Here is a 21,995-nt window from a genome sequence, read left to right as displayed (position 1 = left end):
AACACCAACTAGGGGTTGCGTCGCATGTGTGGCATCGTCGGTATCGTGGGCAAGTCGAACGTGAATCAGGCGCTCTATGACGCGCTCACCGTTCTCCAGCATCGTGGCCAGGACGCTGCGGGGATTGTCACCTGTCAGGACGACCGTCTGTACCTGCGCAAGGACAACGGCCTGGTCCGTGACGTCTTCCAGCAGCGCCACATGCAGCGCCTGGTTGGCAAGATCGGTATCGGCCACGTGCGCTACCCGACCGCGGGCAGCTCCAGCTCCGCCGAGGCGCAGCCGTTCTACGTCAACTCGCCGTACGGCATCACCCTGGCGCACAACGGCAACCTGACCAACGTCGAGCAGCTGGCCAAGGAAATCTACGAATCCGACCTGCGCCACGTGAACACCAACTCCGACTCGGAAGTGCTGCTCAACGTGTTCGCCCATGAGCTGGCGGTGCGCAACAAGCTGCAGCCCACCGAGGAAGATGTGTTCGCCGCCGTTGCCGGCGTGCATGCCCGCTGCGTAGGCGGCTACGCCGTGGTGGCGATGATCACCGGCTACGGCATCGTCGGCTTCCGCGATCCCCATGCGATCCGCCCGATCGTCTTCGGCCAGCGTCACACCGAGAACGGCGTGGAATACATGATCGCCTCGGAAAGCGTGGCCCTGGACGTCCTCGGCTTCACCCTGATCCGCGACCTGGCGCCGGGCGAAGCGGTGTACATCACCGAAGACGGCAAACTCTACACCCGCCAGTGCGCGGCCAATCCGCAGTACGCGCCGTGCATCTTCGAGCACGTCTACCTGGCCCGCCCGGACTCCATCATCGACGGCATCTCGGTCTACAAGGCGCGCCTGCGCATGGGCGAGAAGCTGGCCGACAAGATCCTCCGCGAGCGTCCGGACCATGACATCGACGTGGTCATCCCGATCCCGGACACCAGCCGCACCGCCGCGCTGGAACTGGCCAACCGCCTGGGCGTGAAGTTCCGCGAAGGCTTCGTGAAGAACCGCTACATCGGTCGTACCTTCATCATGCCCGGCCAGGCCGCGCGCAAGAAATCGGTACGCCAGAAGCTCAACGCCATCGAGCTGGAATTCCGCGGCAAGAACGTGATGCTGGTGGACGACTCCATCGTTCGCGGCACCACCTGCAAGCAGATCATCCAGATGGCCCGCGAGGCCGGTGCGAAGAACGTCTACTTCTGCTCTGCCGCTCCGGCGGTGCGCTACCCCAACGTCTACGGCATCGATATGCCGAGTGCCCACGAGCTGATCGCGCACAACCGCAGCACCGAGGAAGTCGGCGAGCTGATCGGCGCCGACTGGCTGATCTATCAGGACCTGCAGGACCTGATCGAATCCACCGAGGGCGGCAAGATCAAGATCGACCACTTCGACTGCGCCGTGTTCAACGGTGAGTACGTCACCGGCGACGTCGACGAAGCCTATCTGAACAAGATCGACCAGGCGCGCAACGACGTGACCAAGACCAAGGGTGCCGCGGTCAGCGCCATCATCGATCTCTATAACGACTAAGGAGAGCAGGCATGGCTCAGGATTGGGAAGCCGGCCGGCTGGACAGCGACCTGGAGGGCGTCGGTTTCGACACCCTCGCAGTGCGCGCCGGGCAACGCCGCACCCCGGAGGCTGAACACGGCGAAGGCCTGTTCACCACCTCCAGCTACGTGTTCCGCAGTGCCGCCGATGCGGCCGCGCGTTTCGCCGGTGAAGTGCCGGGCAACGTCTACTCGCGCTACACCAACCCCACGGTGCGCACCTTCGAGGAGCGCATCGCCGCGCTGGAAGGCGCCGAGCAGGCGGTGGCCACGTCCACCGGCATGTCGGCCATCCTCTCGCTGGTGATGAGCCTGTGCAGCGCCGGCGACCACGTACTGGTCTCGCGCAGCGTATTCGGCTCGACCATCAGCCTGTTCGAGAAGTACTTCAAGCGCTTCGGCATCGAGGTGGACTACCCGCCTCTCAGCGACCTGAAAGCCTGGGAAGCGGCCTGCAAGCCGAACACCAAGCTGTTCTTCGTCGAATCGCCGTCCAACCCGCTGGCCGAACTGGTGGACATCGCCGCGCTGGCCGAGATCGCCCATGCCAAGGGCGCGCTGCTGGCGGTGGACAACTGCTTCTGCACCCCGGCGCTGCAGCAGCCGCTGAAGCTGGGTGCGGATGTGGTGATCCACTCCGCGACCAAGTACATCGACGGCCAGGGCCGCACCATGGGTGGCGTAGTCGCCGGTCGCCGCGCGCAGATGGAGCCCGTCGTCGGTTTCCTGCGTACCGCAGGCCCGACACTCAGCCCGTTCAATGCCTGGATCTTCATCAAGGGCCTGGAAACCCTGCGCGTGCGCATGCAGGCCCACAGCGCCTCGGCGCAACGGGTCGCCGAGTGGCTCGAGCAGCAGCCAGGCGTGGATCGCGTTTACTACGCGGGCCTGCCCAGCCACTCGCAGCACGAGCTGGCCAAGCGTCAGCAGAAGGGCTTCGGCGCGGTGGTGAGCTTCGAGGTGAAGGGTGACAAGGCCGCAGCCTGGCGTTGCATCGACGCCACCCGGATGATCTCCATCACCACCAACCTGGGCGACACCAAGACCACCATCGCTCACCCGGCCACTACCTCCCACGGTCGCCTGTCGCCGCTGGAGCGCGAGAACGCCGGCATCCGTGACAACCTGATCCGCGTTGCCGTGGGCCTGGAAGATGTCGATGACATCAAGGCCGACCTGGCGCGAGGCCTGGCGGCGCTGTGAGCGTGATGGACGCCCTCGGCAACGGCCAGGTGGTGCTGGTCACCGGTGCAGCACACGGCATTGGCCTGGGCGTCGCTGCCTGGCTGGTCGCCGAGGGCTGGCAGGTGGTGCTGGCGGACATCGACCGCGAGCGCGGCCCGAAAGTGGCTGCGGCGCTCGGGGAGCGCGCCAGCTTCATCGCGCTGGACGTGGCGAGCGAAGGGCAGGTCGCTGCCGCCGTGGCCGAGCTGATCGGCCAGTTCGGCCGCCTCGACGCGCTGGTGAGCAATGCCGCCATCGCCCGACCGCACAACACGGCGCTGGAAAGCCTGGGCCTGAACGAGTGGAATCGCACCCTGGCGGTGAACCTCACCGGCCCGATGCTGCTGGCCAAGCACTGCGCGCCGTACCTGCGCGCGCACAGCGGCGCGATCGTCAACATCGCTTCCACTCGCGCGCACCAGTCCGAGCCGAATTCCGAAGCCTACGCGGCGAGCAAGGGCGGGCTGCTGTCACTGACCCACGCCCTGGCCAGCAGCCTGGGCCCGGATATCCGCGTCAACGCGATTTCCCCGGGCTGGATCGACGCCCGCGACCTGCGCGAGCGCGAGGCCGAGCCGCTGACCGAGCTGGATCATGATCAGCACCTGGTCGGCCGTGTCGGCACGGTAGAGGATATCGCCTCGGCGGTGGCCTGGCTGATCGGTGACAGTGCCGGCTTCGTCACTGGCCAGGAGCTGGTGATCGACGGCGGCATGACACGCAAGATGATCTACCTCGACTGAGTGTCGAGTGTGGGAGAGGAGGGCGGCCTGAGGGTCGCCCTTTTTCTTTTCTGGCTTCGGTGTCGGGCACAGCATTCCCCTGTAGGAGCGGGCCATGCCCGCGATCGCGCGCATGGCGCGCTCCTACAGGTTGGCATCATGTGTCGCCTCAAGAAGAAGAGCTTCGCGGATAAGCTCCACCCCTGCGGAAGTAGAGTCTTCCTGAGGCTGACTTGCGCGTGGACCTGAGGCCGCTGACTGTACGCCGAATTTTTTTCGCGGGAAATGAAAAAAATTTCAATCAGGGCATTGACTTAGGTTCTGCCGGCTGTAGAATGCGCCCCACTTCGAGACGAAGGGTGATTAGCTCAGCTGGGAGAGCATCTGCCTTACAAGCAGAGGGTCGGCGGTTCGATCCCGTCATCACCCACCACTCTCGCAAGTTACGCGCAGCGGTAGTTCAGTCGGTTAGAATACCGGCCTGTCACGCCGGGGGTCGCGGGTTCGAGTCCCGTCCGCTGCGCCATTTCCCCCTCCTTGGTTCTTACCCCGAACCGGCTTGTCGAGTGATTCACTCCAGGCGCAAGGAGGTTGCTGTACCGGACGAAAGTCCAACCGACACGCAGCGGTAGTTCAGTCGGTTAGAATACCGGCCTGTCACGCCGGGGGTCGCGGGTTCGAGTCCCGTCCGCTGCGCCATATTCGAAAGCCCTCAGGTAGCAATACCTGGGGGTTTTTTCGTTTTCATCCAAAAACTCCAGCAATCCTTCTGTAAGACGCTGTCACAGGTCCTTCACCTTTGCCGTCTAGCTTTTTTCCCATGGTCTTTGCTAAAACCGGATCGAACGGTCAGGAGAAGAGCCAATGGACGACTATCAGGAAGAGCTGCTGGAGTTGCACGCCGTGGAACAGGATCTGCCGGAGCCGGCCGACGACGCCACGGAGATGTAATCAGGCGCTGTGACGCTGGGCGCGGCGGAATTCCCCTGGGGTCTGTCCGCTCCAGCGCTTGAAGGCGCGCTGGAAGGCCTCGGCGGAGGCGAAGCCGAGCAGGTAGGCGATCTCGCCAAAGGCCAGGTCGGTGTCGCGGATGTAGATCATCGCCAGGTCGCGGCGGGTGTCGTTGAGGATGCTGCGGAACTGCGTGCCTTCCTCGGCCAGCTTGCGGCGTAGCGTCCAGGTCGGCAGCTTGAGCCTTGCGGCCACTTCTTCCAGGTCCGGTTCGCGACCGTTGAGCATCGGGCCCAGCAACTGGGCAACGCGCTCGCGCAGGCTGCGTGTGCGGGTCAGCTGTTCCAGCTCCTTTTCGCAGATATCCAGCAATTGCCGCCAGGTGCTCGGGCAGTGGTCCGGGTTGGCGCGTGCCAGTGTTGTCTGGTCCAGACGCAGCTGGTTGTGCTCGGCGCCGAATTCCACCGGACACCCAAGCATTTCCTCGAAACGTGACGCCCAGGCAGGTGCCGGGTACTCGATCGCGACCTTCTCCGGGCGCAGCGGCTGCGCGCCGATGCTGCCGAGCATGCTCACCCAGCCGGCCAGCACCGAATCCACCACGAAGCGGTTGTAGGCGTTGTACGGGCTGATGGAGTAGAAGCGCAGCCAGGCCCCGCTGGCGTCTTCGATGAAGCTGCTCTGGCCACGGTAGTTCTGCGCGTAGAGCGGCTCGAAGCGGATCAGCGCGCGGGCGGCGGCGCGCAGGTTGGGTGCCTGGGCCGCGGTGACGCCAGCCAGGCCGCTCTGGCTCGGTCGGCTCAGCTGCCCCATGCGCAGGCCGAGGGCGGGGTCGCCGCTCTGCTGGATGGCCGCGTGGCCGAGGCGCATGTAGCGGGGGATCGACAGGCGCGCGCCGGGTTCACCCAGGCGCGCGGCATCCAGTCCGTACTGTTGAAGCAGGGGGTGCGGGGCGACGCCGCTTTCCGCCAGCGCGTCGGCGAGGCTGTGGACAAAACCCACCGAAAGGTCGCCGAGACGCATGGTCGGGCGATTCATAGCCAGAGGTTGATCAGGCGCGCGCCGACGCCGTCGGGCGCCAGGGTATGGCTGTCGCCATTCACGACCAGGCTGCGACCGTCGCTGCCCAGGTCCCAGAGATGGCCACGGAAGAACACAGTGATGCCGGCGTGCGCGCCGCTCTCAGCGAGACGGCCGGCCAGCGCCAGGCGTTCCCAGGCTTCGCCTTCGGAGAGTTCGCCGGGCTTGAGGGTCACGTCGTTCGGCGTCGCGCCGCCGTTGTAGCCCTTCCACGGCTTGCTCCAGCTGCCGTTGCCGGTAAGGAAGGCCGGTACAGCAATGATGTCGGGCTTGTTCGCGGCCAGCGCGCTATAGCTGGCCGGGTACCAGCTGTCGGCGCAGACCAGTACGCCCAGGCGCCCGGCCGGGGTCTGCAGGACCTGCAGGTCGTCGGCATCGCCGCCGCGGGTGAAGCCTTTCTCGTCGTCGATGGGGAACAGCTTGCGCTGCGGCTTGCCCAGCGGCAGGCCGTCGCTGCCGAAGACCAGGCTGACGTTGTAGAGGCGGCCGTTGCCCGTGCGAATCTGCCCTTCGACGATGCGCGGGTTGGGCAGCACGATGGAGCCGGCGACGATGGTCACGCCGAACTCCTTCGCCAGCGAGCCGAACAGCGTCTGGTAGTCGTGGGCCATGTCCACCGCCTTCATGCGGAACAGGGCGTCGGCCATGCGATCCTCACCCTTGGCGCCGAGCCAGCCGCGCGCCAGTTTCAGCGGGTTGCTGGCGGCCATCCATTCCATGGCCTCGGCGATGTGCTCGGTCTGGTAGACCTCGGGCTTCTCGCCGGCAGCCACCAGCCAGGTACCGATGTGCTCGGGGAAGACGACCACGGTGCGGGGGTTGATCAGCCCCTCGTCGCGGGCCTTGGCCAGGTAGGCGTGGAACTTCAGGCGCAGGCGCTCGACACTCTGGTAGTCCTGGGTGAACAGCTCCGGCTGCACGCCCAGCAGGTTGCCGCGCTCGGACGGCTGGCCCTGGTTGAGCGAGACTTCGCTGCGCAGGTCGGACAGGTAGTGGCCCACCGGGCGGCGCTCCGCCCAGCCGGCATAACCGGCGAAGAGGATGACCAGGACGAGGAAGATCAGCTTGCGCATAAAGGACGGGTACTCATGGGATGCACCACAGGGTAGGGGTTGGGCCGGGCCTTGCCAAGCTGGGGTGTCATCTTTGGTCAGTAACTTGTCATTTTCGATCATTGAGCGGCGAGGGTGCGCTCCTTAGAGTCTGCCCCATACCGACCGCGCCCCATGCCTCGCCCCCGCAGGCTGAGGGCGCGGCATCATCGTGAATGCCGGAGGAACCATGACCGCCACTTACCCGCACCTGCTCGCACCGCTGGACCTGGGCTTTACCACCCTGCGCAACCGCACCCTGATGGGTTCCATGCACACCGGCCTGGAAGAGAAACCCCAGGGCTTCGAGCGCATGGCGGCCTACTTCGCCGAGCGCGCCCGTGGCGGCGTCGGCCTGATGGTCACCGGCGGCATTGGTCCGAACGAGGAGGGCGGCGTGTATTCCGGCGCGGCCAAGCTGAGCACCGCCGAAGAAGCCGAGAAGCACAAGATCGTCACCCAGGCGGTGCACGAGGCGGGCGGCAAGATCTGCATGCAGATCCTCCACGCCGGCCGCTACGCCTACAGCCCCAAGTCCGTCGCGCCCAGCGCCATCCAGGCGCCGATCAACCCGTTCAAGCCGCGCGAGCTGGATGAAGAGGGCATCGAGAAGCAGATCGCCGACTTCGTCAACTGCTCGAGCCTGGCCCAGGTGGCCGGCTACGACGGCGTCGAGATCATGGGTTCGGAAGGTTACTTCATCAACCAGTTCCTGGTCGCCCACACCAACCACCGCACCGACCGCTGGGGCGGCAGCTACGAGAACCGCATGCGCCTGCCGGTGGAAATCGTCCGCCGCGTGCGTGAGGCCGTAGGCCCGAACTTCATCATCATCTATCGCCTGTCGATGCTTGATCTGGTGGAAGGCGGCAGCACCTGGGACGAGATCGTCCTGCTGGCCAAGGCTATCGAAAAGGCCGGCGCGACCATCATCAACACCGGCATCGGCTGGCACGAAGCGCGCATCCCGACCATCGCCACCAAGGTGCCGCGCGCGGCCTTCACCAAGGTCACCGCCAAGCTCAAGGGCGAAGTCAACATCCCGCTGTGCACCACCAACCGCATCAACACCCCGGAAATTGCCGAGCAGGTACTGGCCGAAGGCGACGCCGACATGGTCTCCATGGCCCGTCCGTTCCTGGCTGACCCGGACTTCGTCAACAAGGCTGCCGAAGGCCGTGCCGATGAGATCAACACCTGCATCGGCTGCAACCAGGCCTGCCTGGACCACACCTTCGGCGGCAAGCTGACCAGCTGCCTGGTGAACCCGCGTGCCTGCCATGAAACCGAGCTGAACTACATCCCGACCACCCACGTGAAGAAGATCGCCGTGGTCGGCGCCGGCCCTGCCGGCCTGTCCGCCGCCACCGTGGCGGCCGAGCGTGGCCACGAGGTGACCCTGTTCGACGCCGCCGGCGAGATCGGCGGCCAGTTCAACGTCGCCAAGCGCGTGCCGGGCAAGGAAGAGTTCTACGAGACCCTGCGCTACTTCAAGCGCAAGGTGGAAACCACCGGCGTGAACCTGCAGCTGAATACCCGCGTCAGCGTCGACGACCTGGTCAAGGGCGGCTTCGACGAGGTCATCCTCGCCACCGGCATCGTGCCGCGCACCCCGGCCATTCCCGGCATCGAGAACGCCAAGGTGATCAGCTACCTGGACGCCATCCTCGAGCGCAAACCGGTCGGCAACAGCGCGGCGGTGATCGGCGCCGGCGGCATCGGCTTCGACGTCTCCGAGTACATCACCCACGCTGGCGAATCCACCAGCCTGGACCGCCATGCCTTCTGGCAGGAGTGGGGTATCGACGAGAACCTGGATGCCCGTGGCGGCATCGCCGGTATCCAGGCGCATCCGCACGCCGCGGCGCGCCAGGTGTTCCTGCTGCAGCGCAAGAAGTCCAAGGTCGGTGACGGCCTGGGCAAGACCACCGGCTGGATCCACCGTACCGGCCTGAAGAACAAGCAGGTACAGATGCTCAACAGCGTCGAGTACCTCAAGGTCGACAACGATGGCCTGCACATCAGCATCGCCGGCGGCGAGCCGCAGGTGCTGCCGGTGGACACCGTGGTCGTCTGCGCCGGCCAGGACCCGCTGCGCGAACTGCACGACGGCCTGGTCGCTGCCGGCCAGAGCGTGCACCTGATCGGCGGCGCCGACGTGGCTGCGGAGCTGGACGCCAAGCGTGCCATCAACCAGGGCTCGCGCCTGGCCGCTGAAATCTGATTCGGCTGAGACCAGGATCACAAAGCCGGGCCCGGAAAAGTTCCCTTCCGGGCCCGGATATCCCTCCAAAAATCCAACCGCGTCACATAATTCTCCAGCCGGTTAACCGCCTGGCCCGAGCGCCGGGGCGGGTGCCAACCGAGTCACATTGCCTGCGACATTAATTCCCCTAGACTTGCTCGGATGTCGGGATTTTCCCGCTGTCTGGGTGCTGCATTTCTGACAGACCCTTTTTTTCAGACTTCCTCCCGCACCAGCCCAGAGGTCAATCGATGAGCATGCAGAAGAAGCCTCAAATGGTGGAAGCCGTGGTCTTCTTCAATGACCGCGGCGTCTGCAGGGAAATGCTCTACCCCGAATTCGAGGCGCTGCTCGACAACGTCGTGCAGATGCCGGAATACGCCGATCAGCAGATGCAGCTCGCCTATGTGCTGATCAACCCGCGTCTGCTGGTCAAGGCGGTGGTGTTCTTCTATCTGGACTTCGACGAAAAGGGCGAAGCCGACAGAGGCTGGAACCTGCCGCTGCGCAACCTGGCCGACCGCGCCGGTCGTGGCCCCGACATGGGCGCCGGGCCTATCCGCCTGGCCTGCCGCAGCCAGTGCCCGGTGTCCTGGCACCAGATGCACCTGTGGGACCCGACCCTGGAAGCCGCGCAGAACCATCTGGTGCAACTGCGTGAAGCAGTGAAGCGCAACAACCTGGGCATGCTGGTGGAAGAAGAGCCTGCTGCCGTGGAGCTTGCGCGCCTGCAGATGGCTGACGAACACCAGTGGTATGCGCCTGCCGAGGAGTCCCGCGAGGAGGCCGAAAAGCTCGCCCGCGCGCTGCTCGAAGAGCACCAGCAGAAGACCGCCGCGCTGCTCGGTCAGCATGAAACCCGCCTGTCGCAGATCAGCCAGCAGCACGAACAGGAACTCAGTCGCCTGAAGCTCAGTGCGCAGGAGCAGGTCAAGGTGCTGCAGGCCGAACTCGCCGCACTGCGCGAAGGCCTGAAGCGCGAGGAAGAGATCAACGCCGGCCTGCGCCGTGAACTGGATGGCCAGGCCAATGGCTTCCAGCGCGGACGCGAGGAGCTGACCGCCCAGTTGCGTCATATCGAAGAAAGCGGCCGCGACGAGCTGGAGCAACTGCGCCAGCAGATCGAGGAGGAATCGCGCACCCGCCTGGCCAGCCTGGAGGCTCGCTACAAGGAGCAGATTTCTGTCCGCGACGTCGAGCTGACCTACCGCAACGAAGTGGACCAGCAGCTGAAGCAGGAGAACCAGCAGCTGCGCAAGGAAGCCGAGCAACTGCACGAGGAAACCGCCCAGTTGCGCGAGCTCGCCGGGCAACTGCAGCAGGGCGCCGAGGGCTTGCGCCTGGAGCTGGATGCGCTGGCGGCCAAGGCGGCCGATGGCTCGATGCTGGAGCGCCTGGCCGGCATGGGGGTGATCTTCGTGGTGTACCATCCAGGCGCCGGTCATCTGACCCTGTCGCTGCAGGATGTCGCCCGTTACCAGGAAAACCCCATGGCCTACGCCGCGGCCAAGTGCTTCGTCGCCGAAGACCAGTACCGCAGCTGGCTCGCCCATTACCAGCAACCCGCCTGCGAAGGACGGCTGTCCAACGGCGAGCGCTGCGCCATGCCCATCGACCGCGTGGAAACTCCCGGCCGCTTCGTCGAAGGCGACAGCAACTGCTGTTCCCGGCACAAGACTGCCGGCCGACTGCGCAGCGTCACTACCGGCTGACCGGGGCGCCGTGCGGTTCCCCGACTGGCGCCCCGAAGCCCCCCTGCAACGCGTCCACCTGGATTGGCTCGACCGCGCCGGCGTCGAGCTGGCGTTGTTGCGCCTGGACCTCGTGGACACGCTGGTCTCCGGCAACAAGTGGTTCAAGCTCGCCACTTATCTCCAGCAAGCCGCCGACCTGGGCCTGAACGGTGTGATGACCCTGGGCGGCGCTCATTCCAATCACCTGCATGCGGTCGCGGCAGCCGGCGCGCGCTTCGGCTTCGAGACCGTCGGATTGCTGCGCGGAGACGAGCAGGACAATCCCACAGCGGCCGACCTGCGCCAGCTCGGCATGCAGCTCCACTGGCTTGGCTACGGCGGCTATCGCCGGCGTCACGAAGCGGATTTCTGGACTCCCTGGCGCGAGCGCCATCCCCGGTTGCTCGCTGTGGCCGAAGGCGGCGGCGGGCTTGCCGGTGCGCAGGGCTGCTCGCCGTTGATTGCGCAGATTCGCGGGCAACTCGGTGCTCTCGGCTGGGATGACTATCAGCAGCTCTGGGTGGCCTGCGGCACTGGCACGACCCTGGCCGGCCTGGTGCTCGGCGAGGGTGGAGCGCATCCGGTGGTCGGCGCCATGGCGGTGCCGCCGGGGCACGGTATCGAAACACAGGTGCCCGAGCTGTTAAGGGAGGGTGGCTCCAGCGATGCCGGATACCGTTTGCTGGATGCCAGCCGTGGGGGCTTCGCGCGGATCGACGCGACGCTGGCTCGCTTCATCCAGGCGACTGAAGCCGAGTGCGGCGTGCCGCTGGAGCCGCTGTACACCGGGAAGTTGCTGCTGGCGCTGCACGATGAAATCGCGGCGGGGCGCATCGCGCGCGGTGCCCGCATCGTTGCCATCCACAGCGGCGGCCTGCAGGGGCGCCGGGCGCTGGATGAGCAATTGAAGACCCTGGCGGCTCAGCGCGAGTAGCCGCTATGCACCCGTGGCCAGCGGTCACCCACCAGGAACAGGCGCTCATGCTCCCGCCAGCGTCCTTCGTGGAACTCCATGCGCACCAGCATCTGCGGGAAACCGTCTTCGGGCAGTTCTGCCAGCCAGGTGGCGAAGCGCTCAGCGCTCCAGCTTTCATCTTCGGCGGCCGGGGATAGCCAGCCCTTGCGGGACAGCGCCTGCCAGCCGTCGGGCTGTTGTGCCTGGTAGGCGGGCCAGGTGCGCCGGTGCAGCCAGCGGCCGCGCTGGTGGTTGTCGCTGGCCCCCGCTGGCGGCGGGCAGGGTGTGGGCCAGGAATAGAACAGGTAGCCGCCGAGCCAGAGGCCGGGGGATGGCTCCGCGTCACTGTGCTCGCGCACCACGGCCAATCCCTCGACGGTGGAGGAGAGCGGCAGCTGGTGCTGGTAGAAGTGCCCGATCTTGCGCAGCAGATGATCTTCGGCGCCCGGCCCGAGCCAGGAGTCCGGGCCGTCTTCGCTGGGGCCGAGGTAGAGCTTGATGGCCAGCTCCAGGTGATGCAGGCCGTCGTCGTCCTCCAGCAGCAGGTCCAGCTCGCCGAGGGTCTGGCCGTTGTCGCGCACCGGCAGGTTGGCGGCCAGCAGGCGCAGGTCCGGCGTGCGCGCCAGGGCATATTGCCAGAGGCGTTCGTAATAGCGGCCCAGGCGCTGGTGCGGCGCGGACTCGAGCTGCGCCAGCAATTCGCCCGGCGAGCGCTCCTGAGCGCGCAGCCAGTCAGCCAGCAGTTCGGGCTGCGTGTACCAGCGACTGGCGCTCAGCGGGTGGCGCAGCGCCGGGCTGCCGGGGTGCAGCAGGGGCGGGGAGAGCAGCGTCCAGGCGAGGTCGCGGACCTGCGGCTGGCGCAGGTCGATCAGCAGCTCGTCGAGCAGGGTGGTGAAGTCGGTCATGCCCCAAGCCTAGCCGCTACAGACTCGCTCCGGCCACGCTGCGGTTTGCCGCTGCTTCCGCCTTTCGCCCATAATTCCGCCATTCGAGTAGCGCAACGCCGTCCGGAGTCCCATGGAACCCTTTCGCAATATCGGCATCATCGGCCGCCTGGGCAGCACCCAGGTTCTGGAAACCATCCGTCGGCTGAAGAAATTCCTCACCGAGCGCCACCTGCATGTGATCCTCGAGGACACCATTGCCGAGGTCCTGCCGGGCCACGGCCTGCAGACCTGCTCGCGGAAGATCATGGGCGAGATCTGCGACCTGGTGATCGTGGTCGGTGGCGACGGCAGCATGCTCGGCGCCGCACGTGCGCTGGCGCGGCACAAGGTGCCGGTGCTGGGGATCAACCGTGGCAGCCTGGGCTTCCTCACCGATATCCGCCCCGACGAGCTGGAAACCAAGGTCGCCGAAGTCCTCGGCGGCCAGTACATCGTCGAGAGCCGCTTCCTGCTCGACGCGCTGGTACGCCGCCACGGCGAATCCATCGGCCAGGGCGACGCGCTGAACGACGTGGTGCTGCACCCCGGCAAGTCCACGCGGATGATCGAGTTCGAGCTGTACATCGACGGCCAGTTCGTCTGCAGCCAGAAGGCCGACGGCCTGATCGTCGCCACCCCGACCGGCTCCACCGCCTACGCGCTATCCGCTGGCGGGCCGATCATGCATCCCAAGCTGGATGCCATCGTGGTCGTGCCGATGTACCCGCACATGCTGTCCAGCCGACCCATCGTGGTCGATGGCAACAGCGAGCTGAAGATCGTCGTCTCGCCGAACATGCAGATCTACCCGCAGGTGTCCTGTGACGGCCAGAACCACTTCACCTGCGCGCCGGGCGACACCGTTACGGTAAGCAAGAAGCCGCAGAAGCTGCGCCTGATCCACCCCATCGACCACAACTACTACGAGGTCTGCCGGACCAAGCTGGGCTGGGGCAGCCGCCTCGGGAGCAGCGAGTGATGGAACTCGACCCCGCACGCGGCTACGACCTGATCGGCGACATCCACGGCTGCGCGCATACCCTCGACCATCTGCTGGAGCGCCTCGGCTACCGCTCGCAGGGCGGCGTGTGGCGACATGCGCGGCGCCAGGCGCTGTTTTTGGGCGACCTCATCGACCGTGGCCCGCGCATCCGCGAGGCGCTACACCGGGTGCACGACATGGTCGCCGCCGGTGAGGCGCTGTGCATCATGGGCAACCACGAGTTCAACGCCCTCGGCTGGTCCACGCCTGCCGCGCCGGGCAGCGGCCGCCAGTACGTGCGCGAGCACACGCCGCGCCACGCCAGGCTGATCCGCGAGACGCTGGAGCAGTTCGAAGGGCACCCGGCGGACTGGCGCGACTTCCTCGGCTGGTTCCAGGAGATGCCGCTGTTTCTCGATTCCGGGCGTTTCCGCATGGTCCACGCCTGCTGGGACCACGACGTGATCGACGCCCTGCGCCAGCAGTTCCCCGACGGGCGCATCGACGAAGCCTTCCTCATGGCCACCGCCGAGCCGGGCAGCTTTGCCCAGCAGGCCTGCGACCGCCTGCTGCGCGGCACCGACATGCGCCTGCCCAACGGCCTGACGCTGACCGGCAGCGACGGCTTCACCCGCGCCTTCTTCCGCACCAAGTTCTGGGAAGAAGACCGCGCGCCGGAAACCTACGGCGACATCGTGTTCCAGCCCGACGCGCTGCCCGACGAAGTGGCCAGCGAGCGCCTGAGCGAGGAACAGAAGTCGCGCCTGCTGACCTACGGCGCCGATGAGCCGCTGCTGTTCGTCGGCCACTACTGGCGGCGCGGCACCCCGGCGCCGATCCGCCCGAACCTCGCCTGCCTGGACTACAGCGCGGTGATGTACGGCAAGCTCGCGGCCTACCGGCTGGACGAGGAAACGCGGCTGGACCGCAACAAGTTCGTTTGGGTGGATGTGAAGCGTCCGGAGGGCGATGAGTGAGCGCAATTGAAGCGATGCGGTTGCCGGCGGCGGTCGACCTGGGGCAGTTCGTCACCCTGCTGCAGCGGCTGAACGTGCCGTTCCGGGTCAGCGAGGAGTCCGGTGAGCAGGTGCTCTGGGTGCCCAATTCCCAGCTGGCCGAGCAAGTGCGCAGCCTGTACCAGCGTTATCCACAGGGCGATCCCGAATTCACCGTACATGCCGAGCCCCAGCGCGGCGGGCCGGGTTTCGTCCAGCAACTGAAGGTCAGCCGCATGACGGCGGCGGTGCTGCTGGTGACCTTCGTGGTGGCCGCCATCACCCTGCTGGGCACTTCGCCCGAGACGCTGCGCTGGTTCACCTTCCAGAATTTCCAGATGGTCGGCGAGGATCGCGCGCTGTTCTATCCGCTGTCCGACTCGCTGGCGCAGGGGCAGTGGTGGCGCCTGTTCACGCCCATGCTGATCCACTTCGGCTGGCTGCATCTGGCGATGAATGCCATGTGGTACTGGGAGCTGGGCCGGCGCATCGAGTATCGCCAGGGCGCCTGGATGCTGCTGGGGCTGAGCCTGGGCTTCGGCCTGGTGTCGAACCTGGTGCAGTACGGCGTCAGCGGGCCGAGCCTGTTCGGTGGCCTGTCCGGCGTGCTCTACGGGCTGCTTGGCCACTGCTGGATATTCCAGCGCATGGCGCCGACGCCGGCCTACCACCTGCCCAAAGGCGTGGTGGCAATGATGCTGATCTGGCTGCTGGTGTGCCTGTCGGGCGTGATCGACCTGCTCGGCTTCGGCTCCATCGCCAACGGCGCCCACGTCGGCGGGCTGGTGGCGGGTTGCCTGAGCGGGCTGTTTGGCGGGCTGTTGGCTCGGCGCGCGGCGCGCTGAGCCGCATTGCGGCGTCTCATCATCGGCCGATCCTTGCCGGCTGGCGACTTCGTAGGATGGGTGGAGCCTAGGCGATACCCATGCTGTCGGTGCTGGGATCGATGGGTATCGCTTCGCTCCACGCCATCCTACGAAAGCGCCCCCTGGATGAACGGGAGCCGCGCAACCGATTGACCGGCGTTCGTGCGCGCAAGGCTTTCGCCCGGTAGAATGCCGGCTTCGTTTTTCCCCTGCAGGAGCCGGCCCATGTCGTCCTTCGCCGAAATGATCGAGAACATCACCCCCGAAATCTACGAGAGCCTCAAGCTGGCCGTGGAAATCGGCAAATGGCCCGACGGCCGCAAGCTGTCCGTGGAACAGAAGGAGCTGTCGCTGCAGGCCATGATCGCCTGGGAGATGGACAACCTTCCCGAGGACCAGCGTACCGGCTACATGGGCCCGCAGGCCTGCGAGTCACACGCCGAGCCGATCCCGAACATCCTCTTCTCCTCCAATTCGCTGCACTGATGGCAGGGTTTTGATGGAAGAGATTGGACGCGGCGCCCTGAGCAAGATGTCGGCGCGCCTGGAAAACCCCGTGCAGTACGCCTTTCGCCTCGGCGAGAAGGAAGTCGCGGTAAACCCGCTGATCGGCAAGACCGTGCGCCTGGAGTACCTGGGCGAGATCAACTGCTGCCATTGCGGGCGCAAGACCAAGAAGAGCTTCGCCCAGGGCTATTGCTACCCGTGCTTCACCAAGCTGGCGCAATGCGACAGCTGCATCATGAGCCCGGAGAAGTGCCACTACGACGACGGCTCCTGCCGCGAACCGGAGTGGGGCGAGCGCTTCTGCATGACCGACCACGTGGTCTACCTGGCCAACTCCTCGGGAGCCAAGGTGGGCATCACCCGCGCCACCCAGGTGCCGACCCGCTGGATCGACCAGGGCGCGCGCCAGGCGCTGCCGATCATGCGCGTGGCGACCCGCCAGCAGTCCGGCTTCGTCGAGGACCTGCTGCGCAGCCAGGTCACCGACCGCACCAACTGGCGCGCACTGCTCAAGGGCGAGGCCGAACCGCTGGACCTGGTAGCCATCCGCGAGCAGATATTCGACGCCTGCGCCGAGGGCATCGTCGCCCTGCAGCAGCGCTTCGGCCTGCAGGCGATCCAGCCGGTGATCGACATGCAACCCATCGAGATCAGCTACCCGGTGGAGGCCTACCTGGCCAAGATCACCAGCTTCGATCTGGACAAGACGCCGGTGGTCGAGGGTACCCTGCAGGGTATCAAGGGCCAGTACCTGATCTTCGATACCGGCGTGATCAACGTGCGCAAGTTCACCGCGTACCAGCTGGCCATCAGCGCCTGATCGCACCTGCATTGAATTTTCGGCCCAGAGCTCGCATCTAGTGAGAGACGCATCTACGGATAGATGCGTCTTGCGACTCGCCCGCGCCGTTCCCAATCGCTAGAGTCAGTATTCCTCCGGCCGGCCCACCCTGCCTGCCGCCTTCCAAGGGGCCAAAAGCCATGCGTACCGAGCAACCGAAAGTCATCTACCTCAAGGATTATCAGGCGCCCGAGTACCTGATCGACGAGACCAACCTGACCTTCGAGCTGTACGAGGACCACACCCTGGTCCACGCCCAGCTGGTGATGCGCCGCAACCCGGAGCGCGGTGACGGCCTGCCGCCGCTGGTGCTCGACGGCCAGCAGCTGGAGCTGCTGTCGGTGGCGCTGGACGACCAGACCCTCGAAGCCGGCCAGTACCAGCAGGACGAGAACCACCTGACCCTGCAGCCGACGGCGAAGACCTTCACCGTCGACAGCACCGTGCGCATCCACCCGGAAAGCAACACCGCGCTGGAAGGCCTGTACAAGTCCGGCAAGATGTTCTGCACCCAGTGCGAAGCCGAAGGCTTCCGCAAGATCACCTACTACCTCGACCGCCCGGACGTGATGAGCAGCTTCACCACCACGCTGTCGGCCGAACAGCACCAGTACCCGGTGCTGCTGTCCAATGGCAACCCGGTGGCCAGTGGCTCGGAAGAGGGCGGCCGCCACTGGGCGACCTGGCAGGACCCGTTCAAGAAGCCGGCCTACCTGTTCGCCCTGGTCGCCGGTGACCTCTGGTGCGTGGAAGACCAGTTCACCACCATGAGCGAGCGCGAAGTCACCCTGCGCATCTATGTCGAGCCGGAGAACATCGACAAGGTCCAGCACGCCATGGACAGCCTGAAGAACTCGATGCGCTGGGACGAGAAGGTCTACGGCCGCGAGTACGACCTGGACATCTTCATGATCGTCGCGGTCAACGACTTCAACATGGGCGCCATGGAGAACAAGGGCCTCAACATCTTCAACTCCAGCTGCGTGCTGGCCAAGGCCGAGACAGCCACCGACGCCGCGCACCAGCGCGTCGAAGGCGTCGTCGCCCACGAGTACTTCCACAACTGGTCGGGCAACCGCGTGACCTGCCGCGACTGGTTCCAGCTGTCGCTCAAGGAAGGCTTCACCGTGTTCCGCGACAGCGAGTTCTCCGCCGACATGAACTCGCGCACCGTCAAGCGCGTCGAGGACGTGGCCTTCCTGCGCACCAACCAGTTCGCCGAGGACGCCGGCCCCATGGCGCACCCGGTGCGCCCGGATTCCTTCATCGAGATTTCCAACTTCTACACCCTGACCGTCTACGAGAAGGGTTCGGAAGTGGTGCGCATGATCCACACCCTGCTGGGCGCCGACGGCTTCCGCAAGGGCACCGACCTGTACTTCGAGCGCCATGACGGCCAGGCCGTGACCTGCGACGACTTCGTCAAGGCCATGGAGGACGCCAACGGCGTCGACCTGACCCAGTTCAAGCGCTGGTACAGCCAGTCCGGCACCCCGCGCCTGGCGGTAGAGGAGAGCTTCGACGCTGCGGCGCAGAGCTACACCCTGACCTTCCGCCAGAGCTGCCCGGCCACACCGGGGCAGAGCGAGAAGCAGCCCTTCGTCATCCCGGTGCAGATGGGCCTGATCGACAAGCTGGGCAACGCCCTGTCGCTGCGTCTGCAGGGCGAAGAGCACGGCCATGGCAGCGATCGTGTGCTGCAGGTCACCGAGGCCGAGCAGTCCTTTACCTTCGTCGGCCTCGCCGAGAAGCCGCTGCCGTCGCTGCTGCGTGGCTTCTCCGCGCCGGTGAAGCTGAGCTTCCCGTACAACCGCGACCAGCTGATGTTCCTCATGCAGCACGACGAGGACGGCTTCAATCGCTGGGAAGCCGGCCAACAGCTCTCCGTGCAGGTCCTGCAGGAGCTGATCGGGCAGCACCAGCGTGGCGAGCAGCTTGTCCTGGATGATCGCCTGATCACCGCCTTCCGCACCTTGCTGCTCGACACCGGTCTGGACCAGGCCATGGTCGCCGAGATGCTCTCGCTGCCCAGCGAGGCGTACCTCACCGAGATCAGCGAAGTGGCTGACGTCGAGGCCATCCACGCCGCCCGCGAGTTCGCCCGCCAGCAGATCGGTGCGGCGCTGCACGAGCAGCTGTGGGAGCGCTACCAGGCCAACCGCAAGCAGTCCCGCGAGACCGCCTATGTTGCCGAAGCCTCGCACATCGCCCGCCGCAGCCTGCAGAACATCGCGCTGTCCTACCTCATGCAGAGCGGCAAGGCCGAAGTGCTCGCCGCCTGCCAGGAGCAGTACAAGGATTGCGACAACATGACCGAGCGCCTGACCGCGCTGGCCGTGCTGGTCAATTCTTCCTTCGATAATGAGAAGGCCGAAGCGCTGTCGATGTTCGCCGACTACTTCAAGGAAGATCCGCTGGTGATGGACCAGTGGTTCAGCGTCCAGGCCGGCTGCACCCTGCCGGGCGGGCTGGAGCGTGTGCAGGCGCTGATGGGCCATGCGGCCTTCACCCTGAAGAACCCGAACAAGATCCGCGCGCTGATCGGCGCCTTCGCCAACCAGAACGCGGTGAACTTCCATCGCGCGGACGGCGCCGGCTACCGTTTCCTGGCCGACCAGATCATCACCCTCAATGCGCTCAACCCGCAGATCGCCTCGCGCCTGCTGACCCCGCTGACCCGCTGGCGCAAGTACGCGCCGGCGCGTCAGGCGTTGATGAAAGCCGAGCTGGAACGCATCCTCGCGTCCGGCGAGCTGTCCAGCGATGTATACGAAGTAGTCAGCAAGAGCCTCGCGTAACACACCCGCCGCGCCCCCTCCCAGGGGCGCACTGCACTTTCGAAAAGGTGTTACCAACTTTTGTTGGTAACACCTTTTTGTTACCTATCGAAATTAACCGATAGCATTCTTATCGCTTTGTGATATTGGGCGAAAAACTCCGATGTGTCTGCGTCGCGCCTTCAGGGGCCGATTGCGCCATCAGGGATGGCAAATGGCGCAATCGGCCACTTGATTTGATCAGTGAACGACCAGTCACAAAAAGTAGCGCGCAGATTCTTTATTTTTTGTAAGCAGAACCGGATACATCGGTGCTCTTGGCACTGGGGTTGCACCGACGGACCCCGCTTAGCCTTTGCCCGTCCGATGGGGCGGGAGGCATGTCGAGCACCTTGGGGGAGTTTCCTTCAGATCGACGACAACAAGGCCGTGGAATAACGGCTGAAAACGGTGAACCGCCCGCAGTGGCGGCACCGCCAAAGAATGATCAGTCCATGGAGTGAGTCCTAATGGAAATCCCAGTTCGCAAGCCCGTCTTGCGTTATGCGCCTGCTCGTGCGGGCTTCGCCCTGGCAGGCATCCTGCCTCTGCTGATGTCCGCCCCGGCGACCGCCGTGGAGTTCAGCTTCCTCGACAACGAGGTGAGCGGCTCGCTGGACAGTACCGTTTCCTACGGCTCGCTGTGGCGTGTACAGGGTCAGGACAAGACCAACAACGACATCAACGGCAACGACGGCAACCGCAACTTCGATACCGGCCTGGTTTCCGAGGTGTACAAGATCACTTCCGACCTGGAAGCGACCTACAAGAACTACGGCCTGTTCGTACGTGGCTCGGCTTTCTATGACACCCAGATCATGGACAAGCGCAACGACTACTACGACAACAACCATCCGGCGCAGCCGAGCCAGACCTACCCCAACAGCGACCGCTTCACCAGCGAGACCCGCGACGCCGCCGGCAACCGCGCCGAGATCCTCGATGCCTACGTCTATGGCAACTGGGACGTGGCCGATCACCCGCTGACCGCGCGCCTGGGTCGCCAGGTGTTCAACTGGGGCGAGGGCATCTTCTACCGCGGTGGCGTCAACACCACCAACCCGGTGGACGCCGCGAAGTTCCGCCTGCCGGGCTCCGAGCTGAAGGAAGTGCTGATGCCGGTTGAAGCCGCGAGCTTCAACATCGGCCTGACCGACAACCTGTCGATGGACGCCTTCTACCAGTGGAACTGGAAAGAGACCCGTATCGACCCGGTCGGCACCTTCTTCTCCGAGACCGACCTGTTCGCCGACGGCGGCAACACCGCCTACACCACCGTGGGCGCGCTCTCCAACCCGCTGTTCCAGACCCTCTACCCGCAGCTGTCCGCAGCCCATGTGGGCGGCCTGCAGGGCACCAGCTACCTGGACTCCAATGGCGTGTTCAAGGTCGCCAACGTCGGCAAGGACATCAACGCCAAGAACGATGGTCAGTTCGGCGTGGCCTTCCACTACGTGGCCGAAGAACTGAACTCCACCGAGTTCGGCTTCTACTTCGTGAACTACCACTCGAAAGAACCGACCATCTACGCCGACCTGAACAGCGATTACGCCGGCGTGAACCTCGACCAGCTGGCCGGCATTGGTGGCTTCAGCTCCTACGACCAGCTGGTGAGCGCGGCAGGCGGCGGCAACGCCCTGGCAGGCCAGGTGCTGAGCCTGGTCAACGGCGCAACCTCCGTGGACGTGGCCAACCAGGTCAACGCCCGCCGCGAGTACGTCGAGAACATCCGCATGTACGGCCTCAGCTTCAACACCACCGTGGGCGACGCCTCGGTGTTCGGTGAGCTGGCCTACCGCCCGAACCTGCCGATCGGCATCGCTACCACCAACGACCTGCTCGGCGACCTGCTGGTCCAGGCTCCGGGGCTGGCCAGCGGGAAGAGCGTGAACATCGGTGGTGGTCAGGTCTCGATGAGCGACCAGATCCACAACTACGAGCGTGTCGAGGCCTTCAACACCTCGCTGGGCACCATCTACAACTTCGGCCCGTCGCTGTCCTTCGACTCGCTGATGGGCGTGGCGGAGCTGGCTTCCGAGCACCTGCGCGGCAGCAACCTGCAGTACACCGCCTACGACGGTTCGACCCGCTACTACTCCGGCCGCAGCAACGGCGCCTACATCTCCGGCTACGACCGCGACGATCAGGTGAACAAGAACGCCTACGGCTACACCCTGCTGCTGTCGGGTACCTGGAACGACGTCTTCGCCGGCGTGAACATCTCGCCCTACGCCGTCTACAAGGACGACTTCGAAGGCAACTCCTACCAGACCGGCAACTTCATCGAAGGCCGCAAGGCCTACACCCTGGGCGTCAAGGCTACCTACCTGAACGCCCTGGAAGCCGAGCTGCAATACACCGAGTTCTACGGCGCCGGGCAGAACAACGCCGCACGCGACCGCGACAACGTGGGCTTCAACGTCAAGTACTCGTTCTAACGAAAACAGATCCTATGAAAGCCGCGCGGCGGGGTTCAGAAGTACCCGCCGCGCACACCTCACGGAGAAGCAA

At 65.4% G+C, this 21,995-nt stretch carries 16 protein-coding genes and 3 tRNA genes; 16 read left to right on the top strand and 3 right to left on the bottom strand.

Translation table 11 applies throughout. The features are described from left to right. Positions 1-24: 24 nt before the first annotated feature. The 6 genes from purF (at position 25) to ABKS89_RS20970 (ending at position 4,195) form a co-directional block, all read left to right on the top strand. Positions 25-1,530, top strand: coding sequence for an amidophosphoribosyltransferase (gene purF, locus ABKS89_RS20995; RefSeq protein WP_138215004.1), 1,506 nt, complete (start codon positions 25-27; stop codon positions 1,528-1,530). Positions 1,531-1,541: 11 nt separating this feature from the next. After that, positions 1,542-2,753, top strand: a complete 1,212-nt coding sequence (locus ABKS89_RS20990) for an O-succinylhomoserine sulfhydrylase (RefSeq protein WP_348586931.1) — start codon at positions 1,542-1,544, stop codon at positions 2,751-2,753. 5 nt (positions 2,754-2,758) lie between these two features. After that, positions 2,759-3,517 (top strand): SDR family oxidoreductase, encoded by a 759-nt coding sequence (locus tag ABKS89_RS20985; RefSeq protein ID WP_138215460.1) that lies wholly within the window; start codon positions 2,759-2,761, stop codon positions 3,515-3,517. 336 nt (positions 3,518-3,853) lie between these two features. Continuing rightward, a tRNA-Val gene (locus ABKS89_RS20980) sits at positions 3,854-3,929 on the top strand. A gap of 16 nt (positions 3,930-3,945) precedes the next feature. Beyond that, positions 3,946-4,022 (top strand) — tRNA-Asp (locus tag ABKS89_RS20975). 96 nt (positions 4,023-4,118) lie between these two features. Further along, a tRNA-Asp gene (locus ABKS89_RS20970) sits at positions 4,119-4,195 on the top strand. A 252-nt stretch (positions 4,196-4,447) separates the two neighbouring features. Here the strand turns inward: ABKS89_RS20970 and ABKS89_RS20965 are convergent. Next, positions 4,448-5,485, bottom strand: a complete 1,038-nt coding sequence (locus ABKS89_RS20965) for an AraC family transcriptional regulator (protein WP_348586929.1) — start codon at positions 5,483-5,485, stop codon at positions 4,448-4,450. Further along, complete coding sequence (locus ABKS89_RS20960; RefSeq protein WP_348586927.1) at positions 5,482-6,600, bottom strand: carbon-nitrogen hydrolase family protein; 1,119 nt, start codon at positions 6,598-6,600, stop codon at positions 5,482-5,484. Before ABKS89_RS20960 ends, ABKS89_RS20965 begins: the two co-directional genes overlap by 4 nt. A gap of 208 nt (positions 6,601-6,808) precedes the next feature. Between ABKS89_RS20960 and ABKS89_RS20955 the strand changes: the two genes are divergently transcribed. The 3 genes from ABKS89_RS20955 to ABKS89_RS20945 all read left to right on the top strand — a co-directional run bounded on the left by ABKS89_RS20955 (position 6,809) and on the right by ABKS89_RS20945 (position 11,530). Next, positions 6,809-8,842 carry an oxidoreductase gene (locus ABKS89_RS20955; protein ID WP_348586925.1) on the top strand — a complete coding sequence of 678 codons (2,034 nt, stop codon included), beginning with the start codon at positions 6,809-6,811 and terminating at the stop codon, positions 8,840-8,842. 272 nt (positions 8,843-9,114) lie between these two features. Beyond that, positions 9,115-10,575 carry a coiled-coil domain-containing protein gene (locus ABKS89_RS20950; protein WP_348586923.1) on the top strand — a complete coding sequence of 487 codons (1,461 nt, stop codon included), beginning with the start codon at positions 9,115-9,117 and terminating at the stop codon, positions 10,573-10,575. A gap of 10 nt (positions 10,576-10,585) precedes the next feature. Continuing rightward, the gene (locus ABKS89_RS20945) at positions 10,586-11,530 is read left to right on the top strand and encodes a 1-aminocyclopropane-1-carboxylate deaminase/D-cysteine desulfhydrase (RefSeq protein ID WP_348586921.1); all 945 of its coding nucleotides are present in this window, start codon (positions 10,586-10,588) and stop codon (positions 11,528-11,530) included. Here the strand turns inward: ABKS89_RS20945 and ABKS89_RS20940 are convergent. Beyond that, a complete protein-coding gene (locus ABKS89_RS20940; protein WP_348586919.1) occupies positions 11,518-12,456 on the bottom strand; it encodes a DUF1853 family protein in 939 nt (312 codons plus the stop codon). The two genes, ABKS89_RS20945 and ABKS89_RS20940, sit on opposite strands and share 13 nt — an antisense overlap. Before the next feature lie 112 nt (positions 12,457-12,568). On the opposite strand from ABKS89_RS20940, the gene ABKS89_RS20935 reads away from it, so the two are divergent. From ABKS89_RS20935 to ABKS89_RS20905, 7 genes are all read left to right on the top strand, one after another. Next, complete coding sequence (locus ABKS89_RS20935; protein WP_017519352.1) at positions 12,569-13,456, top strand: NAD(+) kinase; 888 nt, start codon at positions 12,569-12,571, stop codon at positions 13,454-13,456. Beyond that, positions 13,456-14,436: a metallophosphoesterase gene (locus ABKS89_RS20930; protein ID WP_348586917.1), complete on the top strand. Its 981-nt coding sequence runs from the start codon at positions 13,456-13,458 to the stop codon at positions 14,434-14,436. Before ABKS89_RS20935 ends, ABKS89_RS20930 begins: the two co-directional genes overlap by 1 nt. Before the next feature lie 14 nt (positions 14,437-14,450). Further along, positions 14,451-15,299: a rhomboid family intramembrane serine protease gene (locus ABKS89_RS20925; protein ID WP_518301055.1), complete on the top strand. Its 849-nt coding sequence runs from the start codon at positions 14,451-14,453 to the stop codon at positions 15,297-15,299. 246 nt (positions 15,300-15,545) lie between these two features. After that, positions 15,546-15,806, top strand: coding sequence for a YeaC family protein (locus tag ABKS89_RS20920; protein ID WP_138214994.1), 261 nt, complete (start codon positions 15,546-15,548; stop codon positions 15,804-15,806). A gap of 13 nt (positions 15,807-15,819) precedes the next feature. After that, positions 15,820-16,647 carry a DUF2797 domain-containing protein gene (locus ABKS89_RS20915; RefSeq protein WP_348586913.1) on the top strand — a complete coding sequence of 276 codons (828 nt, stop codon included), beginning with the start codon at positions 15,820-15,822 and terminating at the stop codon, positions 16,645-16,647. Between the two features lie 161 nt (positions 16,648-16,808). Further along, entirely contained in the window at positions 16,809-19,466 is a 2,658-nt protein-coding gene (gene pepN, locus ABKS89_RS20910) for an aminopeptidase N (RefSeq protein WP_348586911.1), read from the top strand. Positions 19,467-19,954: 488 nt separating this feature from the next. Next, positions 19,955-21,922 carry a DUF1302 domain-containing protein gene (locus tag ABKS89_RS20905; RefSeq protein WP_138214992.1) on the top strand — a complete coding sequence of 656 codons (1,968 nt, stop codon included), beginning with the start codon at positions 19,955-19,957 and terminating at the stop codon, positions 21,920-21,922. Positions 21,923-21,995 lie beyond the last annotated feature (73 nt).

Origin of the sequence: Pseudomonas sp. LABIM340, assembly GCF_040017195.2 — a bacterium.
In the GTDB taxonomy this organism is placed as follows: domain Bacteria; phylum Pseudomonadota; class Gammaproteobacteria; order Pseudomonadales; family Pseudomonadaceae; genus Pseudomonas.
Note: the sequence above shows the minus strand (reverse complement) of the source record. Positions and strands in the feature narration are given on the sequence as shown.

Bases quoted from the DNA above. Each gene is read 5' to 3' on its own strand.
- purF (WP_138215004.1), top strand. From the start codon at position 25: ATGTGTGGCATCGTCGGTATCGTGGGCAAGTCGAACGTGAATCAGGCG.
- ABKS89_RS20990 (WP_348586931.1), top strand. From the start codon at position 1,542: ATGGCTCAGGATTGGGAAGCCGGCCGGCTGGACAGCGACCTGGAGGGC.
- ABKS89_RS20985 (WP_138215460.1), top strand. From the start codon at position 2,759: ATGGACGCCCTCGGCAACGGCCAGGTGGTGCTGGTCACCGGTGCAGCA.
- ABKS89_RS20965 (WP_348586929.1), bottom strand. From the start codon at position 5,485: ATGAATCGCCCGACCATGCGTCTCGGCGACCTTTCGGTGGGTTTTGTC.
- ABKS89_RS20960 (WP_348586927.1), bottom strand. From the start codon at position 6,600: ATGCGCAAGCTGATCTTCCTCGTCCTGGTCATCCTCTTCGCCGGTTAT.
- ABKS89_RS20955 (WP_348586925.1), top strand. From the start codon at position 6,809: ATGACCGCCACTTACCCGCACCTGCTCGCACCGCTGGACCTGGGCTTT.
- ABKS89_RS20950 (WP_348586923.1), top strand. From the start codon at position 9,115: ATGAGCATGCAGAAGAAGCCTCAAATGGTGGAAGCCGTGGTCTTCTTC.
- ABKS89_RS20940 (WP_348586919.1), bottom strand. From the start codon at position 12,456: ATGACCGACTTCACCACCCTGCTCGACGAGCTGCTGATCGACCTGCGC.
- ABKS89_RS20935 (WP_017519352.1), top strand. From the start codon at position 12,569: ATGGAACCCTTTCGCAATATCGGCATCATCGGCCGCCTGGGCAGCACC.
- ABKS89_RS20930 (WP_348586917.1), top strand. From the start codon at position 13,456: ATGGAACTCGACCCCGCACGCGGCTACGACCTGATCGGCGACATCCAC.
- ABKS89_RS20925 (WP_518301055.1), top strand. From the start codon at position 14,451: ATGCGGTTGCCGGCGGCGGTCGACCTGGGGCAGTTCGTCACCCTGCTG.
- ABKS89_RS20920 (WP_138214994.1), top strand. From the start codon at position 15,546: ATGTCGTCCTTCGCCGAAATGATCGAGAACATCACCCCCGAAATCTAC.
- ABKS89_RS20915 (WP_348586913.1), top strand. From the start codon at position 15,820: ATGGAAGAGATTGGACGCGGCGCCCTGAGCAAGATGTCGGCGCGCCTG.
- pepN (WP_348586911.1), top strand. From the start codon at position 16,809: ATGCGTACCGAGCAACCGAAAGTCATCTACCTCAAGGATTATCAGGCG.
- ABKS89_RS20905 (WP_138214992.1), top strand. From the start codon at position 19,955: ATGGAAATCCCAGTTCGCAAGCCCGTCTTGCGTTATGCGCCTGCTCGT.